This window comes from Holophagales bacterium (genome assembly GCA_016719485.1).
Lineage (GTDB): Bacteria > Acidobacteriota > Thermoanaerobaculia > UBA5066 > UBA5066 > UBA5066.
The window spans coordinates 381,341-397,549 of the sequence record JADJZB010000002.1 but is presented as its reverse complement, the minus strand read 5'-3'; the positions used below and the strand labels follow the sequence as shown (position 1 = coordinate 397,549).

The window sequence follows — 16,209 nt, the reverse complement described above, 5'->3', positions numbered from 1 at the left end:
CGGCACGAGGAGGGCGACTCCCGGTCGTACACGGGGATACGCCGGCGGCTCCGTTCCCGGAGCCTGGGGGCGTTGAAAACCCTGCGCCCGGGCGTGCACGCTTTTCAACGGCAGGCCCGGACGGCCTAGGGCTCGAGCTGGTACTCCTTGAGCTTGTTGTAGATCGTCTTCAGGCTGACGCCGAGAAGCTCGGCCGCGATGCGTTTGTCTCCGCTCACGGCGAGGAGCGTGGCGGTGAGGAGCTTCTTCTCGACCGCCTGAAGGGTCTCGCCGACGCGGATCGGCACCGCGGGCCAGGCGCCGTCGCCTCCCGCGATGGAGTGGAGCTCGGCGGCGCCCGAGTCGGTCAGGACGGCTTCCGCTGCCTCCGCCTGGATCGCGGGCGGGTCACTGAGGACGTAAGCCCTGTGGACGGCGTTCTTCAGCTCGCGCACGTTGCCGGGCCATCCGTAGCCGGAGAACGCCTCGAGCGCGCGGGGCTCGAAGGACGAGAAGCCGTGCTGCTCCTTCTCCTCGATCTGGGAGAGGAAGTGGGCCGCGAGGAGGGGCACGTCCTCCTTCCGGTCGCGCAGCGGCGGAAGGCGGAGGGGAAAGACGTTCAGGCGGTAGAAGAGGTCGGAGCGAAACGCGTCGCGGCGCACCGCGTCGGCGAGGTCCCGGTTGGAGCTCGTCACGAGCCGGACGTTCATGTCCAGCTCCTCGGTTCCGCCGACCCGCCGGAAGGTGCGGGTCTCCAGGACGCGCAGGAACTTCACCTGCACCTCGAGGGGCATCTCCGAGACCTCGTCGAGGAAGAGCGTCCCGCCGTGGGCCATCTCGAACGTTCCCGCCCGGCGCCGTTCGGCGCCGGTGAACGCTCCTCGCTCGTGCCCGAACAGCTCGCTCTCGACGAGCATGGGCGAGATCGCCCCGCAGTTGAGGGCGACGAAGGGCTGGGCCGCGCGGCGGGACAGGAGATGCACCGTCTCGGCGGCGACTTCCTTTCCCGTGCCGCTTTCCCCCGTGATCAGCACGGGCGCGTTCGAGCGGGCCACGCGGGTGAGGAGGCGGAACACCTCCACCATGGGGGCGGAGCGGCCCACCATTCCGGCGAGGCCCCCGGCTGCGGCGGGATCGGGAGGCACCGCCGAAAGCACGCCGCGTGCCGCCTCGTGCTGCTCGGAAAGCTGGGCCAGCGTCGTCTTGAGGTGCGCGGTGCGGAGGGGCTTCAGGAGGTAATCGTGGGCACCGGCCTTCATCGCCTCGACCGCGGAGCGCACGGAGCCCTTCCCGGTCAGGACGAGGACGGCGCAGTCGCGCTCCGCCGCCTTCGCCGCCCTGACCACGTCGAGACCGTCGCCGTCGGGCAGGCCCAGGTCGGTGATGCAGACGTCCGGAGCAAAGCTGCTCAGCGCGGCCGCGGCGTCCGCCACGGACGGCGCGGCGGTCACCTCGTAGCCGAGGTCCTTCACGAGCTCGACGAGCGCTTCGCGCGCCCCGGGCTCGTCTTCGACGACGAGGACCTTCACGATGCCGGGCCCTCGTCCGCCGTTGCCGCCCGGTGGGGCCAGGAGAGACACGCGGCGAGGAGACCGCCCCTGTCTGCGAGCGCGACAGTGCCACCGTCGGATTCGACGGCGGCGCGGGCCAGGAAGAGCTCTTCGGCACGCTCCTCGCCGCGAGGCAGGTGAAAGAGCCGCTCGGGGTTCCCGCCGAGGGCCCCGGGTCCCTCGATCCGGAGGGACACGCGGCCGGCGGCGATCTCCACCTCCACGCGCGCGCGGGGCGACGCGCCCGCGGGCTCGGGAGCGCCGAAGCACCCCGACAGGGTCCGGAGGGCGTCGCTGGCCGCCACGCGCCGCAGGAGCAGGTGCGGGCGGGGCTTCCCGTCCTCTCCCAGGGGGACTCCCGCCAGCCGGCAGAGCTCGTCGAGCGCGATCGCGGACGGCTCCTCTCCCGCGATGGCCGCGAGGCGTGGCAGGAGGTCGATGAGCCGGCCGGCGAGGCCGAGGTCCGAGCTCGCGCCGCGGACCCTCTCGGCGAGGGCCGGCTCGCCGGGTGAGGCCGCCGCGAGGCGGCGCTCGAGAAGCTCGAGCTTCAGGCCCGCGGCCGAGAGCGGGTCGGCCAGGGCGTGCCGGAGAGTTCCCAGAGCACCAGCGACTCCGGAGGAAGGCTCTGGGGGAAGGGCTTCGATCATGGCGTTCTCCTGTACAGGATCGACCCGGTGGTGGCGAACGTCAACGCGCCGGCCTCCGGCCGAGGGACGGGGCCCGTCGAACCTCCGCGTCGGCGTCCGCCGTGGCAAGCGCCTTGCGACGTCGCAGGCAGCGCAGACGCGCTTTGCAACGAAAGGGGAACAGAACGATGAATGCAGCCTTCCGCCTCGCCCTTGCCGGAGTCGTGACGCTCGTCACCCTCCCGGCGCTCTCGCAGGATGCCCGCTTCGAGCGGCGCGCCCTCGGCGCCGAGTCGCGATCCGGGGTCCGCTCGGCCACCGGGCCGCGCGCCCTCGCCGTCGGTGCGGTTTCGCACCTTCTCCTGCCGACGTCGGCGAACGCCAACGGCGCCTACGGGGCCGTCTACAAGACGAAGGTGAGCATCTACAACGCGGTCGACGCGACGTACCAGATTCGCATCGGCCTCAGCGACGGGACCGGCGAGATCGAGGCGCGGTACCTGACGATCGCTCCGTACGAGACCGTCACGTTCAACAACTTCCTCCAGGACATCTTCGGCTACTCCGGGGCCGGTGCGATCGACCTCGACAGCAGCAACGCCAACTACGTCTTCGTCGTCAGCTCCCAGGTCTACGTCGACACATCCTCGGGCCGATACACGACGTCCGTCCAGTTCGCGGACGACCTCGGCGCCGTCACTCCGTCCCGTCCGGGGTACGTGGTGGGCGTCTCGGTGGACGGGTCCTCGAGGACCAACATCGGTTGCGCGAGCAACTCTCCCTTCGACCAGACGATCACGTTCCGGGCGTTCGACCGCTTCGGCGACGTCGTCGGCTCGGCCTTCAGCTTCACGCTCCGGGCCTGGGGCTGGGCACAGTTCGCCTACGGCAGCCCGCTCTTCAACGGCGGAGTCGAGATCCAGGCGTCCCAGAACGCCGTCTGCTACGGCGTCGAGGTGAACAACGCGTCGAACGACGGCACGTTCCAGCTCGCGACGCCCTTCTGAGGCCGGGGGCCAGACCAGCGGGCCAGGGCCTGGCGTCCCGCCGGCCCTGGCCTTCTCGTCCCGGACGTTCCTGCGAGAGAGACCGGCCGCCCCGAGGGCGGCCGGTCTCATCCTGTCCGGGGACCCCGCAGGAGCCGTCACCGGCTCGAGGCGACCCACCGGTTCACTTCTCGTCGACGGGCGTGCGGGAGGAGATCAGGTTCGGGTAGGCGCTGCGAAAGAAGTCGTAGAGCTCCTGGACCTTGGTGTTGTCGCCCTGCTTCCACGAGGCGTCGCGGATGCGGTATTCCTCGCTGCGCGTCTTCACGACCCACTCGAAGCACTCGTTTCCTCCCGCCTTCTTGAGGCACGTGAGCTGCTGCTCGGTGACCTGTTCGATCGGGATGAGGAGGTTCTTCTCGGTCCGCTTCGAGTCGACCCACCGGAGCGACGCTTCCCGGAACTCGAGCATTCCCGAGTCCCATCGGCTCTTCAGGAGCACGACCCCGGAGTTCCGGAGGGCGAGGCCGTCCCAGCGGCGGGAGTCGTTCGGGCCGGGGGAGAGGGACGACGGGCTCTTCACCGCTTCACGAAGGGTGAGCGAAGCGATGAGGCTCTCGGGAACGCCGGCCTCGCGGAGACGGACGACGTCGTCGGGCGTCAGGTCGCGCGCGAGATCGGTGCGGGCGAAGTACTTGTTGATGAACTCCTCGGAGAGGTTGGCTTTCCAGAGCCGGGTGATGTCGTCCACCAGCGCGGAGTTCGCGGTGGCGCCCATCGGCGTGGTGGCGGGGTTCTGCGGTTCGGCCGAGCTCCGCCCCGCGACCGACGTCGCAGCCACGAGAGCGAGGACGAGAACGAGCTTCTTCATCGGGATTCCTCCAGTTTTCAAGGGTGATGCGCCGCAAGAACCAGGCCCGTGACCGGACCCGGCTCTCGGGAACCTCGGTCATCCGGGAAGCGGGCTATCCGCTGATGGCATCGCCGATCTTCTTCAGGGCCTTGCCGACCTCCGTGCGGGCCTTGCCGAGCCCCTCCTGCACGGCGCCCGCGGCGCGCTGGGCCGAGCCTTCGCGTTCCATCTTCTTGTTCCCGGAGAGGATGCCGACGGCTTCCTTCACCTTTCCCTTCGCCTTCTTCACTTTCCCCTTGATCTCCTGCTCTCTCATGGCTGCGTCTCCTTTGCGTGAAGAAAACGCATGGGACGTGCCACGGACGCAGCCGATGTCCCGTCGGCAGGGGAAGTCGCCGCGACCGGGTCCGACTCGTCAGTCCGTCGTGCCGCGGCCGATGTCGCGCCCGGGCGGTTGAAAACCTTGCGATCCGGTTTCCACTCTTTTCAAGGGTGCCTGGTGGCGGAGACCGGCCCCCGGCGCGACGGTCGGGTCCAGACTGCGGGCCTCGACGCCCGTTCTTCCTGGCGCGACTCGTGCTTAGGCCGGACCGAGGGCAAACCCATGAACAAGCGATCCGTTCCGCAACACGCTGGAGAGAGGTAGTGGGGAACGACGAGCTCAACTCCCTCCTGCGGGGTGAGCTCGCCGCGGTGCATGCCTATCAGCGCGCCCTCAGGTCGGCCGAGGGCCGGGCCACGGTGGACGCCTCGGAGATCCTCCGCTTCGCTTCGGAGCACCAGAGAACGGTCGCGGCCCTCCAGGGGGCCGTTCTCGAGCTCGGCGGCGAACCCGCGAGCGTGGCGGCCACGTCGGGAGCCTTCGCCCTCCTCAGGGACACCGCCACGGTCCGGGAGCTCCTGGCGGGCGAGGAGCTGAGCCTTCAGATGTACGAGGAGGCCACCAGGGGCCTCGAAGGGAACGCCCGCGACCTGGTGACGCTGGAGCTGATCCCGCGCCAGCGCAAGCATGTCGCCGAGCTCTCCGCGATCCTCTCGCGACTCACGTCCTAGACGCCCGGGAGCCGGCGAGCGACGAGGGCCTGCCGACGCAGGCTCTTCTGCTTTCTATCCCTTCAGCCGGCCGGCCTCGAGGGCATCGGCCGTGACGCCCTCGTGCGAGTCGGACCAGGCGACGGCGCCGGAGGCCAGGACGATCGCCTGGGGCGACTCGTGCCGGACTCCCGTCCGCTCGGCCACGGCCTTCGAGAGGCTTCTCTGCTCCACGACGTGGACGACGTAGACGGGGGCCTCCGGGTGCCTCCGCCGAAATTCGGCGACCTCGCGGTGCGCGGCGGTGCTGACGGGGCAGCGCGTGGAGTGCTTGAAGACGAGGGCCCAGGGTTCCTCGAAGGCTCGCGCGAGCTCCTCTGCGTCTCTCACCGGTTTCATCGCGTCCTCCGTGCGGTGGGGCCACCGCGCCCGCCGTTCTAGTGCGGTGCGGCACAGCCGTCAACCCGTGGCTCGCCCCGGCTCCCGGGGAGCGGCGCGGGGCCGGATCGCCGGTCCCTTCGCACGGCTGAGCGGAGGGGCGATACTCCGAGCCGTGACGAAATCGCCCGCCCTGCCCCCCGGAGCGTCATGAACCTGCTCGTGGGCGTCTTCGAGGAGACGTACCGGATCGTCCTCGACAGCGGCGTCTTCATCCTCCTCGGATTCTTCCTCGCGGGAATCCTCCACGAGTTCGTCGACACGGCGCGCATCGGGCGGATCCTCGGCGGAAGAGACCTGAAGTCGATCCTGACGGCGGCGCTCGTCGGCGCCCCGCTTCCTCTCTGCTCGTGCGGCGTCCTCCCGACGGCCGTGGCGCTTCGAAAGAAAGGTGCGAGCCGCGAGGCGACCGTTTCCTTCCTGATCTCGACGCCCGAGACCGGTGTCGACTCGGTCCTGATCACCTACGGCCTCCTCGGGCCGGTCATGGCCCTCGTGCGGCCGCTCGCCGCCATCGCCACGGCGGTGGGGGCGGGGCTCCTCTCCCTCGTCGCCGGCGGGCGCGACGGGGGAACGGAGGCCCGGGAGGGCGACGGGGCCGCCGTCGTCCCCGGGGAGGGCTCCACGGCCTGCGCGGACGGAAGCTGCGCACCGCCCGTCGAAGCGGAGGTCCAGAAGCGAGGGCTCAGGGAGCGCGTGGCGGGGATCGCCCGTTACGCCTTCGTGACCATGATGGACGAGCTGGCCTTCTGGCTCCTCCTCGCGTTCCTCGCCACGGGGCTTCTCGCGGCGCTCCTGCCTGCGGACTTCTTCCTCCGCTTCCTTCCCTGGCCCCTCCTCTCGATGGTCGTCATGGCGATCGTCGGGGTGCCGACCTACGTCTGCGCGAGCGCCTCGACGCCGATCGCCGCCGCGATGATCGGCAAGGGCCTGGACCCGGGCTCCGCGCTCGTGTTCATGCTCACGGGCCCGGCCACGAACGCCTCGACGATCGCGGTCGTCGCCCGGATGTTCGGCCGGAAGTTCGTGGCCCTCTACCTCGCCGCGATCTTCGGAGTCGCGATCGGGGCGGGACTGCTCCTGAACGCGGTGATCGGGGCCGGCCTCGTTCCCGCTCCGCTCGCGCCTGAGGTCGAAGCGCGTGGATTCTGGGCCGTCGTGAGGTTCCTCGGGGCGTTCGGCTTCCTCGCCCTCATGGCCTTCAGCCTGCACCGCCGCGGCCTGCGCCCCGGCTGGAACGAGCTGAAGGAGCACGGGAGGGCGCTGGGCGAGCTCGCCCGGGTCCCCTTCACGCGTCGGCTCCCTCGCAGGGCTCTCGTCCTGGCTGGCGCGGCGCTCCTGCTCCTCATCTGGGCCAGGAGCGCGGTCCTCGTCGTCGGCCCCGGAGAAACTGGGCTCGTGAGGACTCTCGGACGGGTGACGGCCGCCGACCTCGGCCCCGGCCTTCACGTCGTTCCTCCGTTCCCGTTCGGAGACGCGGAGTCGGTCCCGACCGGCCTTCTGCGCTCCGTGGAGGTCGGCTTCCGGTACCGCGTCGCCGCGCCCGCGTCCGCGCCCCTGACGGCCCGGGTCTTCGTCCCGACGCAATCGTCCCGCGTTCCGGACGAGGCGCAGCTGCTGACGGGCGACGAGAACGTCATCGAGGTCGCGGCCGTCGTCCACTACCGCGTCGCCGACCCGGCGCTCTACCGGTTCGGCGTCGACCGCGCCGAGCCGGCGTTCCGGGACCTCGCGAGAGCCTTCCTCGTCGAGGAGGTCGGGCGGACGCCGATCGACGCGATCTACACGTCCGAGCGGGGCGCGGTCGAACGGAAGGTCCTGGAGGCGCTGCGGCAGTCGCCGGCGCTGAAAGAGACGGGGCTCGCGCCCGTCGACCTGCGGCTTCTCTTCGTCCACGCCCCCGACGACGTTCACGGCGCATTCCGCGACATCGCCTCGGCCGCGGAGGACCGGAAGACCGCGCAGAACAAGGCGCTCGTGGAGGCCGAGGGGGCTCTCGGACGAGCCCGCGGCGAGGTCGCCCGGACGCTTGCGGAGGCGGACTCGGAGAGGACGCGCCTGGTCGAGACCGCCCACGGCGATGCGGCCGCGTTCGTCCCGCTGGCGCGCGAGGTGGCGGCCGCGCCGAAGACGAGCCGGATGCGGCTGAAGCTGGAGGCGCTCGAGAGGGTCCTCCCCGGCGTCCCCAAGCTGATCCGCCCCGACGCGCGGCGGGCCCCGGGCTTCGAGCTCTGGATCACCCCCAACGGCAGCTCCGGGACCACGGACCCGGCGGCCGGATCGGCCCCGATTCCCGGGCTCTCCGGCTTCGTCAACCCGATACCGACGCCGCCTCCGGACATCCCCGCTGCGGAGCGCTGACGAGAACGACATGGAAGAAGTGCCCGAGACACCGAGATCCCCGCTCCTCCGCCGGCTCGCACCGTGGGCCGTGGGCATCGCCGTCCTCCTGCTGCTCGCCCGCGTGCCGTACGTCGTCGAGGCGACGGAGTTCGCCGTGAGAACGCGGTTCGGACGCCCCGTCTCCGTCGTCACGACGCCGGGGCTCCACGCCCGCGTGCCGCTCGTCGACGCCGTGGTGCGCCTCGACGCCCGTCTCCTCTACTTCGACCCGCCCTCGGGTGAGTTCCTCACGAACGACAAGAAGAACATCGTCGTCACTCCGTTCGTCCTCTGGCGGATCGAGAAGCCCCTGCGTTTCCTCCAGACGCTCGTGACCCGCGAGAGTGCGGAGGCGCGGCTCGCCGACCTCGTCGCTTCGGAGACGGGCGCCGCGCTCGGCTCCGTCCCGTTCACGCGTCTCGTCTCCGCGACGGCGGGGGAGGCGGACCTGGCGGGGGTGGTGGCCGGGATCGGCGACCGGGTCCGCGCCCGGGCCGCGGCCGACTACGGCGTGAAGGTCGTCGACGTGAGGCTCAAGAGGATCGCCTTCCCCGAGCAGAACCTCCTCTCGGTCTTCGGCCGGATGCGCTCGGAGCGGGAGCGGATCGCGCGGCGCTTCCGGTCGGAAGGCGAGGAGGCGGCGCTGAAGATCCGCGCCGAAGCCGACAAGGAGAAGACGCGCCTCCTCTCCGAGGCGTACCGCAAGGCCCAGGAAGAGAAGGGAGCGGGGGAGGCCGAGGCCGCGCGGATCTACGCGAAGGCGACGAACCAGGACCCCGACCTCTACAAGTTCCTCAGGACCCTCCAGGCCTACGAGAAGATCCTCGACGAGAAGACGACGCTCGTCCTGCCCGGGGACTCGGACGTCCTCCGCCTCCTGACGGACGGCGCCGCGCCCGCGACGCCTTCGAGGAAGGGACCGAATTGAGCCCTGCCGGGCGGAAAGCGGCCCTTTCGGCGGCGGGGCTTCTCGCGGCCGTCTGGCTCCTTTCGGGGATCGTCGCGGTGCGCACGTCGCAGCAGGGGGTCGTCCTCCGGCTCGGGGTCCCGCGCCCCATCCCGCTCACTCCGGGAATCCACTGGGTGCCCCGCGGGATCGACCGCGTCGTGAAGGTCGAGGTGACGAAGACGGAGACCGTCCCGATCGGCTTCCGGACCGCCGAAGGGGGCCTCGAGGCCACGCTCTCCGCCGACGAGGGACAGTGGCTCACGGGCGACACGAACATCCTCGCCGTGCAGCTCGCCGTCCAGTACCGCGTCGCGAAACCGGTCGAGTGGGTCGTGAACGGCCGCGACACCCGCGAGCTGGTGCGGCGGGCGACGGAGTCGGTCGTGACGGACGCGATGGGGAGGCTCCCGGTCGACGAGGCGCTGACGGCCGGGCGGCTGACTCTCCTCGAGGAGGTCCGCCGCGGGACGCAGGGGCTTCTCGACGACTGGCAGAGCGGCGTCGGCATCGTCTCCGTCGCCATCCGGTCGGTCGATCCGCCCCCGGCCGTCCTCGCGGCGTTCCAGGACGTCCAGAACGCCAAGAGCGACCGGGAGCGCTACGTGAACGAGGCCGAGAGCTACGCCAACGACACGCTCCCGCGGGCGCGGGGCGAGGCGGGCGCGCTCGTCTCGTCCGCGGTGAGCCAGCGGCAGCGGCGGGTGGAGGAAGCGCACGGCGACGCCGCCCGCTTCGAGTCGCTCCGGCGGGAGGCGAGCCTCGCGCCGGGGCCGCTCAGGGCACGGCTCTACCTCGAGACGCTCGAGGAGGTCCTTCCGCGGATGAAGGTCTACGTCGTCGACGAGGGGACGCGCCTGCGCCTCGTGAGACCGGAAGCGGCCGGGGGCGTGTCCGTCCCGCCGAGCTGACGCCGGGGCGGGCGGGAGGGGAGCCCGTCAGCTCTTCGTGAGCGAGTCCTTGCCGAGGGCCGTCAGCCCCGCGAGTCCGCCGAGCCCCATCGTCTCGACGGCGCTCGACGGGACGATGACCATGGAGCCCTTCTCCTTGAGCGCCTCGTAGAGCATGTTCATGGCGCGCAGGTGGAGCGCGAGGGGCTTGCCCTCGTACGCGTCGCCGGCCTTCACGAAGCGCTCGGAGATCTCGGTCTCGGCCGTACCGAGGATGATCCGGGCCTGCCGTTCCCGCTCGGCCTGGGCCTGGCGGCTCATCGCGTCCTCGAGCTCGGGCGGGATCTTCACGTCGCGGATCTCGACGGAATTGACCGTGATCCCCCACGGGTTCGTCTTGTCGTCGAGGATCTTCTGCAGCTCCTTCCCGAGCTGGTCGCGCTCGGTGATCATCTCGGCGAGCATGTGCTTGCCGATCGACTCGCGCAGGGCGGTCTGGGCCCCGAAGAGGACGGCGTCGACGTAGTCGGAGACCTCGAGGATCGACTTCTGCGCGTCCCAGACCGTCCAGAAGACGATGGCGTCGACGTTCACGGGAACGGTGTCGCGCGTGAGGGCCGACTCGGCGGTGACGTCGGAGACGCGGACGCGCTGGTCGACGAGGTGCGAGATGACGTCGACGACCGGAATGAGGACGAAGAGGCCCGGCCCTTTCAGCCCCTGGAACTTCCCGAAGCGCAGGACGACCGCCCGCTCCCACTGCTTGGCGACTTTCAACGCGAACAGGAGATAGAAGGCGAGAGGGAAGCCGGTCGCGACGGGCACGGGAGAGCCGCTGAACGCGGCGGTGAGGCCGCTGGCGGCGAGCACCAGGAAGAACGCGAGGAGGCCGATCTCCGAGACGACGCGGCGGGAATTCGCCGCCCGGTCCCGGACCCTCTGCTTCCTCTCCGCCCTCGAGTCGAGGGGGCTCCGGGCCTCGTCTTCCTGCTCCGCAGCCTTCTTCTTCGCGATGGACACCGCGATGCCTGGGAACATTTCCTACCTCCTCCTCGGGCCGGCCGTGCGAGCCGCGACGGCGTCGGCCACCTCGTCCACGTCGAATCCCTGGGAGCCGGCCTTGGCGAGAAGCTCGTCGACGAGCCTCCCGAGGGCCCGCTTCCGCTCCGCCGCGCCGCCGGGGCTGGCCCTCTCGGCGACGAACGTCCCCGTTCCCTGCTGCGTCTCGACGATCCCGCGGATCTCCATCTCCCGGTACGCCTTCGCCACCGTGTTCAGGTTGACGGCGAGGTCCACCGCGAGCTGGCGGACGGTCGGGAGCTGAGTCCCGGGGGTGAGCCGTCCGTCGGCGACGGCCAGGAGGACCTGGTCGATCACCTGCCGGTAGAACGGGACGCCGGACGCGGTGTCGAGCCGGAAGGGGACGGGCGCGCTCTTCATGATCGTGTGTCCTAGTGAACTAGGACAACAGGAATGTGGGGCGCCCGAAGCGGGGTGTCAAGGGAATGGGGTCTGGTCTACGTTCTACACTCTGCGCGCGCAGAGTGTAGAACGTAGACCAGACCCCCACGGTTCCCGGTCAGGGCTGGTAGAGCTTTCGGATGTTCGGGATCAGGTATTCCTGGAAGGCGCGGTCGAGGTCGAAGCGGGGCGAGAGCCCCCAGTCCTCGCGGGCCGCGGAGTCGTCGACGTCCGCGGGCCACGAGTCGATGATCCCCTGCCTCTTCGCGTCGACCTTCGTCGTGATCTCGGCGTTCGGGAAGGCCTTTTCCACGATCGCCTGGACCTCCGCGGCCGAGGGGGCGAAGGCGCCGATGTTGTAGACGGTCCGCGTCAGCTTCGCGTGCGGCGCCGCGGCGAGCTGGAGGAATGCGTCGACGGCGTCGGGCATCGCCATGAAGGGGATGCGGGCGTCGGGCCTCACGAAGCAGGCGTAGGGCTTGCCGGACGCGGCGGCGTGGATCATCTCGGGGGCGAAGTCGGACGTGCCGCCCGAAGGGACGGTGAAGGCCGAGATGAGTCCGGGGAAGCGGATCGACCGGAAGTCGACCTTGCCCGAGAGCGTCTCGGGGGCGAGCTGCTTGTAGTGGCGGGCGTAGTAGCGGCCGAGCTGCTCGCAATAGAGCTTGTTGCAGCCGTACATCGTCGTCGGGTTCGTGAAGTCGTCCTCCTTCACCTTCCCGGCTCCCGCCTTCACCTCGAGGCCCGGCATGCCGTAGGCCGCGATGGAGGAGGGATACATGAAGACGACGGGACGGCCGTGCGATTCGCCCTGCCTCTGGGCGAACTCGAGCATCGCCATCGTCCCCTCGACGTTCACCTGGTGCGCCGTGACCGGCGTGAACTCGCTCCGCGTGGAGAGGAGCGCCGCGAGGTGGAAGATCTGGTCGACCTCGAACTCGGAGAGGATCCGCTCGAGGAGCTGGTGGTCGAGGATCGAGCCCGTGAACTGCCTCGTCACGCGGGGCGCGATCGAGGGGTCGAGGGGCTTGAGGTCGAGCGTGATGACGGGCCGGCTCCCGTCCTCGGAGAGCCGCTCGATGAGCGTGTGGCCGATCTCTCCGCTGGCTCCGGTGAGGAAGACGACAGGTGTGCGCAGCACGAAGGCCTCCTTCAGGCGGCGGGCCGGGCGGCCCGCGGGCAGCCGGTGACGCTAGCACGGTGCGGGAGGGTCTGTCTCTCTCCGGAACCCGGTTAGCATGGCGCGGAAGGTCCGGGTGAAGGGATCGGCCCGTCCCTCGCGGATGCGGGGCGCTCCAATCGGCGCCCTCGCGCTCCTGGTCGCCCTCGTCTGCGCGGCGGGCGCAGGGGCGGCACGCCCTGCGCTCCGGATCTACGGCGTGGCGGACGGGCTGAAGTACTCGCAGGTGTTCTGCGTCGCCCAGGACCGCGACGGGATGATCTGGGTGGGCACCTCGTACGGCGTCTCGCGGTACGACGGCCGGAAGTTCGAGAGCCTGACCTCGCGGGACGGCCTCTCGCACGACTCCGTGAGCGCCCTCGCCACGGCCGCCGACGGAACCGTGTGGGCCGCCACGCAGGAGGGGCTCGCGCGCATCGCACCCGCTGCCGGAGCGCTCGGCGAGCCGCGGGTGGTCCCGCTCCCACCGGCGATCCGGGGCATCGCGTCCCTCCGGCCGACGCTCCTGGCCGCGTCGCCGGGTGCGCTCTGGCTCGGCGACGGGAAACGGGTCGTCCGCGTGGCGGAGGGCCGGGCCGACGAGATGCCCTTCCCACCGGGTTTCGGCCCGAACGTCCTGGCGCTCGGTCCCGCCACCGACGACACCTGCTGGGCCGGGTCCGAGGGAGGGCTCGCCCTCCTCTCGAGGTCCGCGACGAGCCCCGCCGTGCTGCCGATCCCGCCAGGGATGGGCCGTCCCGTGGCCTTCGCCCTCGATCGAGACGACCTCTACGTCCTCTTCGGGCGCGGGCTCGCCCGCCTCGCCGGTGGTACGGGTCCGTTTCAGGTCGTCGCCGAGGTTCCGCCGGAGGCGGAGCCGAACGCCCTCGTGAGGCTCGTCGACGGCTGGGCGATCCCGACCGAGACGCGGGGACTCCTGCTCGTTCGGGAGGGGCGGATCCCCGAGTGGATCGGGACGCAGCAGGGACTTCCCAGCGCCAGCGTCTCCGGGGCGATCGTCGACCGCAGCGGAATTCTCTGGCTCGCCACGGAAGCCGGGCTCGTGAAGATCTTCGATCTCGACCTGAGGTCCATCCCATCCCGGCTTCCCGACCTCGGAGGAATGGTCTTCACGGTGGCGCCGGCGCCGGGGGGACGCCTCTGGGTCGGTCACACGGAAGGAGTCTCCGTCGTCAGCGGCGACACGGTCCGCCGGATCGCGCTCGGCGGCTCGGAAGCCGCGGTATGGACGATTCTCCCGATGGAGGGCGAGTCCTTCCTCGCCGGGACGCCGCGAGGTCTCATCCACGTGTCGCCGGCGGGGGTCCGGCGGTTCCCGGACCTTCCCCTGGCCGGCCCGGGCCGGGTCTTCGACCTGGCGCGTGGTGCGGGCGACACCGTGTGGGCCACGACGGTGGACGGCGTCGTCCGATTCTCGTGGGACGCGCGGACGAAGAAGCCCCGCGATCCGATACCGACGACGGAGATCGCGGGCGAGCCTTTCGGCGAGGCGCGCGCGATCGCCGTCGAGGACGACGGGACCGCCTGGATCGGGACCGATGGACGGGGCGTCATCCGCTGGGACGGCGCGCGCTTCACGCGGATCGGATCGGAGGCGGGCCTTCCGAGCGGGTACAGCCGCGTGGTCCTGCCGACGCGCGGCGGCCTTCTCATCGGCACGGACCGGGGTCTCTTCCGGCTCGAGGCAGGGCGGGTGAGGCCCGTCGACGCCGTCAATCGGGCCCTGGACGATCCGTGGATCGCGGCGCTCGCGGAAGCGGGTGGAGACCTCTGGGTCGCGACGTCGTACTCCCTCTTCCGCGTGAAGGACGGCGTCGTCGTGGAGCGGCTCGACATGGGGACGGGCCTCGTCGGGGCGAGCACGACGGCCGAGTCGTGCCTGGCACCACTGCCGGGCGACCGTCTCGCCGTCGGCATGGACGGCGGCCTCTCGCTGCTCGACGCGGGACGGCCGCCACGGATTGCGCCGCCCCCGGCCATCGCCATCGCAGGCGTGGTCGACGCCTCCGGACGGGCCGTCCATCCCGGGCGCGCGGTGGACGCCGGCGCGGCTTCGATCACGTTCGCGCTCAGGTCTCCGTCCTACTTCTCGGAGGAAAGGACGCTCTTCTCGGAACGCCTCCTTCCGCTCGAGAGCGCGTTCTCGCCTCCCCACCCCGAACCGCGCGCGCGCTACGCGGGGCTCGCCCCCGGCCGATACACGCTCGAGGCGCAGGCCCTCGCCTCGTCCGGCCTCCGAAGTCCGCGGCCGGCCCGCTTCCACTTCACGGTCGAGCCGCCGTGGTGGGGGACGGTGTGGGCGAGGGGAGCGATGCTCCTCCTCCTCCTGGCGGCGGTCGCGACGGTCGTACGCCTGCGAACGAGGGGCCTCAGCCGGCGAGCCGCCGCGCTCGAGTCGCGCGTGGAGGAGCGTACGCGGGAGCTGACCGAGACGAACGCGCGGCTGGAGGAGGCGCAGGCCCGAATCACCCAGCTGCTCGAGAGCCGGCCGGAGGCGCAGCTCGACCCGGCCTCGTGGGCCTCGACGGTCGCCGCGGAGCTGGCGCGAGCGCTCGGAGTTGCCTCGGTCGGCGTCTTCGCGTTCGACGAGAGGGGAACCACCACGCGGCTGGCGGGCGAGGACGTTCCGGCGCCGACGCGATCCGACGCGGAGGCCGCCGCGCCGGGGGCCTTCCTGTCGCCCGGCGAGGGCGCCCTGTTCCCGGCGCGCGGCGCGAGCGGCGAGCTGCTGGGCGCCGTCGCGGTCCCCGCGGGGGCGACGTGGGACGAGTCCCGGCGGCGGCTCCTCGGCGGTTTCGCCCACCAGCTGGGCGGCGCCCTGGAGATCCGGACCGTACGGCGGCGGCTCGCCGAGGCCGAGTCGGCGCGCGAAACGGCGCGGGCGGCGATGAAGAGCCGCGGTGTCGTTCCCGCGGCCGTCTGCCCGCGCTGCCGGCGGGTCTACTCGGAGGTCGTGCGGTGTCCCGATGACGGAACGCCCCTCGACGCTTCGCGGCTCCTGCCCGCCGTCATCCGGGATCGCTATCGCCTTCTCTGCGTCCTCGGAGAAGGGGGAATGGGAACCGTCTTCCTCGCGGAAGACCTCCGCCTCCCGCGCGAGGTGGCGATCAAGATCGTCCGCCTGGACCTGCACGCCGACCCGGGAATCCGCCTCCGGTTCGTCCGCGAGGCGAACACGCTCGCGCGGCTGTCGCATCCCGGCGTCACGGCGCTCTTCGATGCCGGCGAGCTGGACGACGGCTCGCTCTTCCTCGTCATGGAGCGCCTGCGGGGACGCGACCTGGGGAGCGTCCTGGCGAAGGACGGGCGGGGCCGTCCGGCCCAGGTGGCCGAGGTCGCCTGCCAGGCGGGGGCGGCGCTCGCGGCGGCCCACCGGGCGGGAGTCGTCCACCGCGACGTGAAGCCCGAGAATCTCGTCCTGACGTGGGACGGGGACCGGCTCAGGGTGAAGGTCGTGGACTTCGGTCTCGCGCGGGCCCCGGAGGCGGGCCGGGCGCTGACGCGGACCGGGATGGTCGTCGGCACGCCCGCCTTCATGGCGCCCGAACAGGTGATGGACGAGGAGCTCTCCGCGGCGACCGACCTCTACGCCCTGGCGGCGGTGGTCTGGGAGGCGCTGACCGGACTCCGGCTCGTGAAGTCGGAAGGGGTCGGCGGGATCTTCCACGAGATCCTCACGGAGGAGCCGACGCCGCCCTCCCTGCTCCGTGCCGGGCTCCCGCCCGAGGTCGATGCGCTCGTCCTCTCCGCGCTCGCAAAGGCGCCGGGCGAGCGGCCACAGGACGTGGAGGCGTGGGGGAGCCGGCTGGCCGCAGCCCTCTCCGGCGTGCCGCCGGCCGAGGCGGGCTGGAGCGACGCAGGGTCCGCGGCGGGCGACTGACCGGGC

The 16,209-nt window shown here is 71.4% G+C and carries 14 protein-coding genes; 6 read left to right on the top strand and 8 right to left on the bottom strand.

Annotation, left to right across the window (positions count from 1 at the left end; translation table 11 throughout):
* Window positions 1-125: 125 nt before the first annotated feature.
* Window positions 126-1,508, bottom strand: coding sequence for a sigma-54-dependent Fis family transcriptional regulator (locus IPN03_01820; GenBank protein MBK9372493.1), 1,383 nt, complete (start codon window positions 1,506-1,508; stop codon window positions 126-128).
* Entirely contained in the window at window positions 1,505-2,176 is a 672-nt protein-coding gene (locus tag IPN03_01815; protein MBK9372492.1) for a hypothetical protein, read from the bottom strand. Before IPN03_01815 ends, IPN03_01820 begins: the two co-directional genes overlap by 4 nt.
* Window positions 2,177-2,343: 167 nt before the next feature.
* Here IPN03_01815 and IPN03_01810 point away from each other — a divergent pair, with 167 nt between their 5' ends.
* Window positions 2,344-3,162, top strand: coding sequence for a hypothetical protein (locus tag IPN03_01810; protein ID MBK9372491.1), 819 nt, complete (start codon window positions 2,344-2,346; stop codon window positions 3,160-3,162).
* Window positions 3,163-3,325: 163 nt separating this feature from the next.
* Here the strand turns inward: IPN03_01810 and IPN03_01805 are convergent, their stop codons facing one another.
* The gene (locus tag IPN03_01805) at window positions 3,326-4,012 is read right to left on the bottom strand and encodes a hypothetical protein (protein ID MBK9372490.1); all 687 of its coding nucleotides are present in this window, start codon (window positions 4,010-4,012) and stop codon (window positions 3,326-3,328) included.
* 94 nt (window positions 4,013-4,106) lie between these two features.
* Window positions 4,107-4,310, bottom strand: coding sequence for a CsbD family protein (locus IPN03_01800; protein ID MBK9372489.1), 204 nt, complete (start codon window positions 4,308-4,310; stop codon window positions 4,107-4,109).
* Between the two features lie 329 nt (window positions 4,311-4,639).
* On the opposite strand from IPN03_01800, the gene IPN03_01795 reads away from it, so the two are divergent.
* Window positions 4,640-5,047, top strand: coding sequence for a hypothetical protein (locus IPN03_01795; protein MBK9372488.1), 408 nt, complete (start codon window positions 4,640-4,642; stop codon window positions 5,045-5,047).
* A gap of 54 nt (window positions 5,048-5,101) precedes the next feature.
* Here IPN03_01795 and ytxJ read toward each other — a convergent pair whose 3' ends face one another.
* Entirely contained in the window at window positions 5,102-5,425 is a 324-nt protein-coding gene (gene ytxJ, locus IPN03_01790) for a bacillithiol system redox-active protein YtxJ (GenBank protein ID MBK9372487.1), read from the bottom strand.
* A 189-nt stretch (window positions 5,426-5,614) separates the two neighbouring features.
* Between ytxJ and IPN03_01785 the strand changes: the two genes are divergently transcribed.
* Genes IPN03_01785 through hflK form a run of 3 tightly spaced genes read left to right on the top strand, consistent with a single transcriptional unit; the run spans window position 5,615 to window position 9,703 of the window.
* A complete protein-coding gene (locus IPN03_01785) occupies window positions 5,615-7,825 on the top strand; it encodes an SO_0444 family Cu/Zn efflux transporter (GenBank protein MBK9372486.1) in 2,211 nt (736 codons plus the stop codon).
* A gap of 10 nt (window positions 7,826-7,835) precedes the next feature.
* Window positions 7,836-8,774, top strand: a complete 939-nt coding sequence (gene hflC, locus IPN03_01780; protein ID MBK9372485.1) for a protease modulator HflC — start codon at window positions 7,836-7,838, stop codon at window positions 8,772-8,774.
* The gene (gene hflK / locus IPN03_01775; protein MBK9372484.1) at window positions 8,771-9,703 is read left to right on the top strand and encodes an FtsH protease activity modulator HflK; all 933 of its coding nucleotides are present in this window, start codon (window positions 8,771-8,773) and stop codon (window positions 9,701-9,703) included. The genes hflC and hflK overlap by 4 nt, the downstream gene beginning before the upstream one ends.
* A gap of 27 nt (window positions 9,704-9,730) precedes the next feature.
* On the opposite strand, the gene IPN03_01770 is transcribed toward hflK, so the two are convergent.
* The 3 genes from IPN03_01770 to IPN03_01760 all read right to left on the bottom strand — a co-directional run bounded on the left by IPN03_01770 (window position 9,731) and on the right by IPN03_01760 (window position 12,284).
* A complete protein-coding gene (locus tag IPN03_01770) occupies window positions 9,731-10,720 on the bottom strand; it encodes a slipin family protein (GenBank protein MBK9372483.1) in 990 nt (329 codons plus the stop codon).
* 3 nt (window positions 10,721-10,723) lie between these two features.
* Entirely contained in the window at window positions 10,724-11,122 is a 399-nt protein-coding gene (locus IPN03_01765; protein ID MBK9372482.1) for a GntR family transcriptional regulator, read from the bottom strand.
* Window positions 11,123-11,261: 139 nt separating this feature from the next.
* Window positions 11,262-12,284 (bottom strand): NAD-dependent epimerase/dehydratase family protein, encoded by a 1,023-nt coding sequence (locus IPN03_01760; protein ID MBK9372481.1) that lies wholly within the window; start codon window positions 12,282-12,284, stop codon window positions 11,262-11,264.
* Between the two features lie 97 nt (window positions 12,285-12,381).
* Here IPN03_01760 and IPN03_01755 point away from each other — a divergent pair, with 97 nt between their 5' ends.
* Window positions 12,382-16,203, top strand: a complete 3,822-nt coding sequence (locus IPN03_01755) for a protein kinase (protein MBK9372480.1) — start codon at window positions 12,382-12,384, stop codon at window positions 16,201-16,203.
* The last annotated feature ends 6 nt before the right edge of the window (window positions 16,204-16,209 follow it).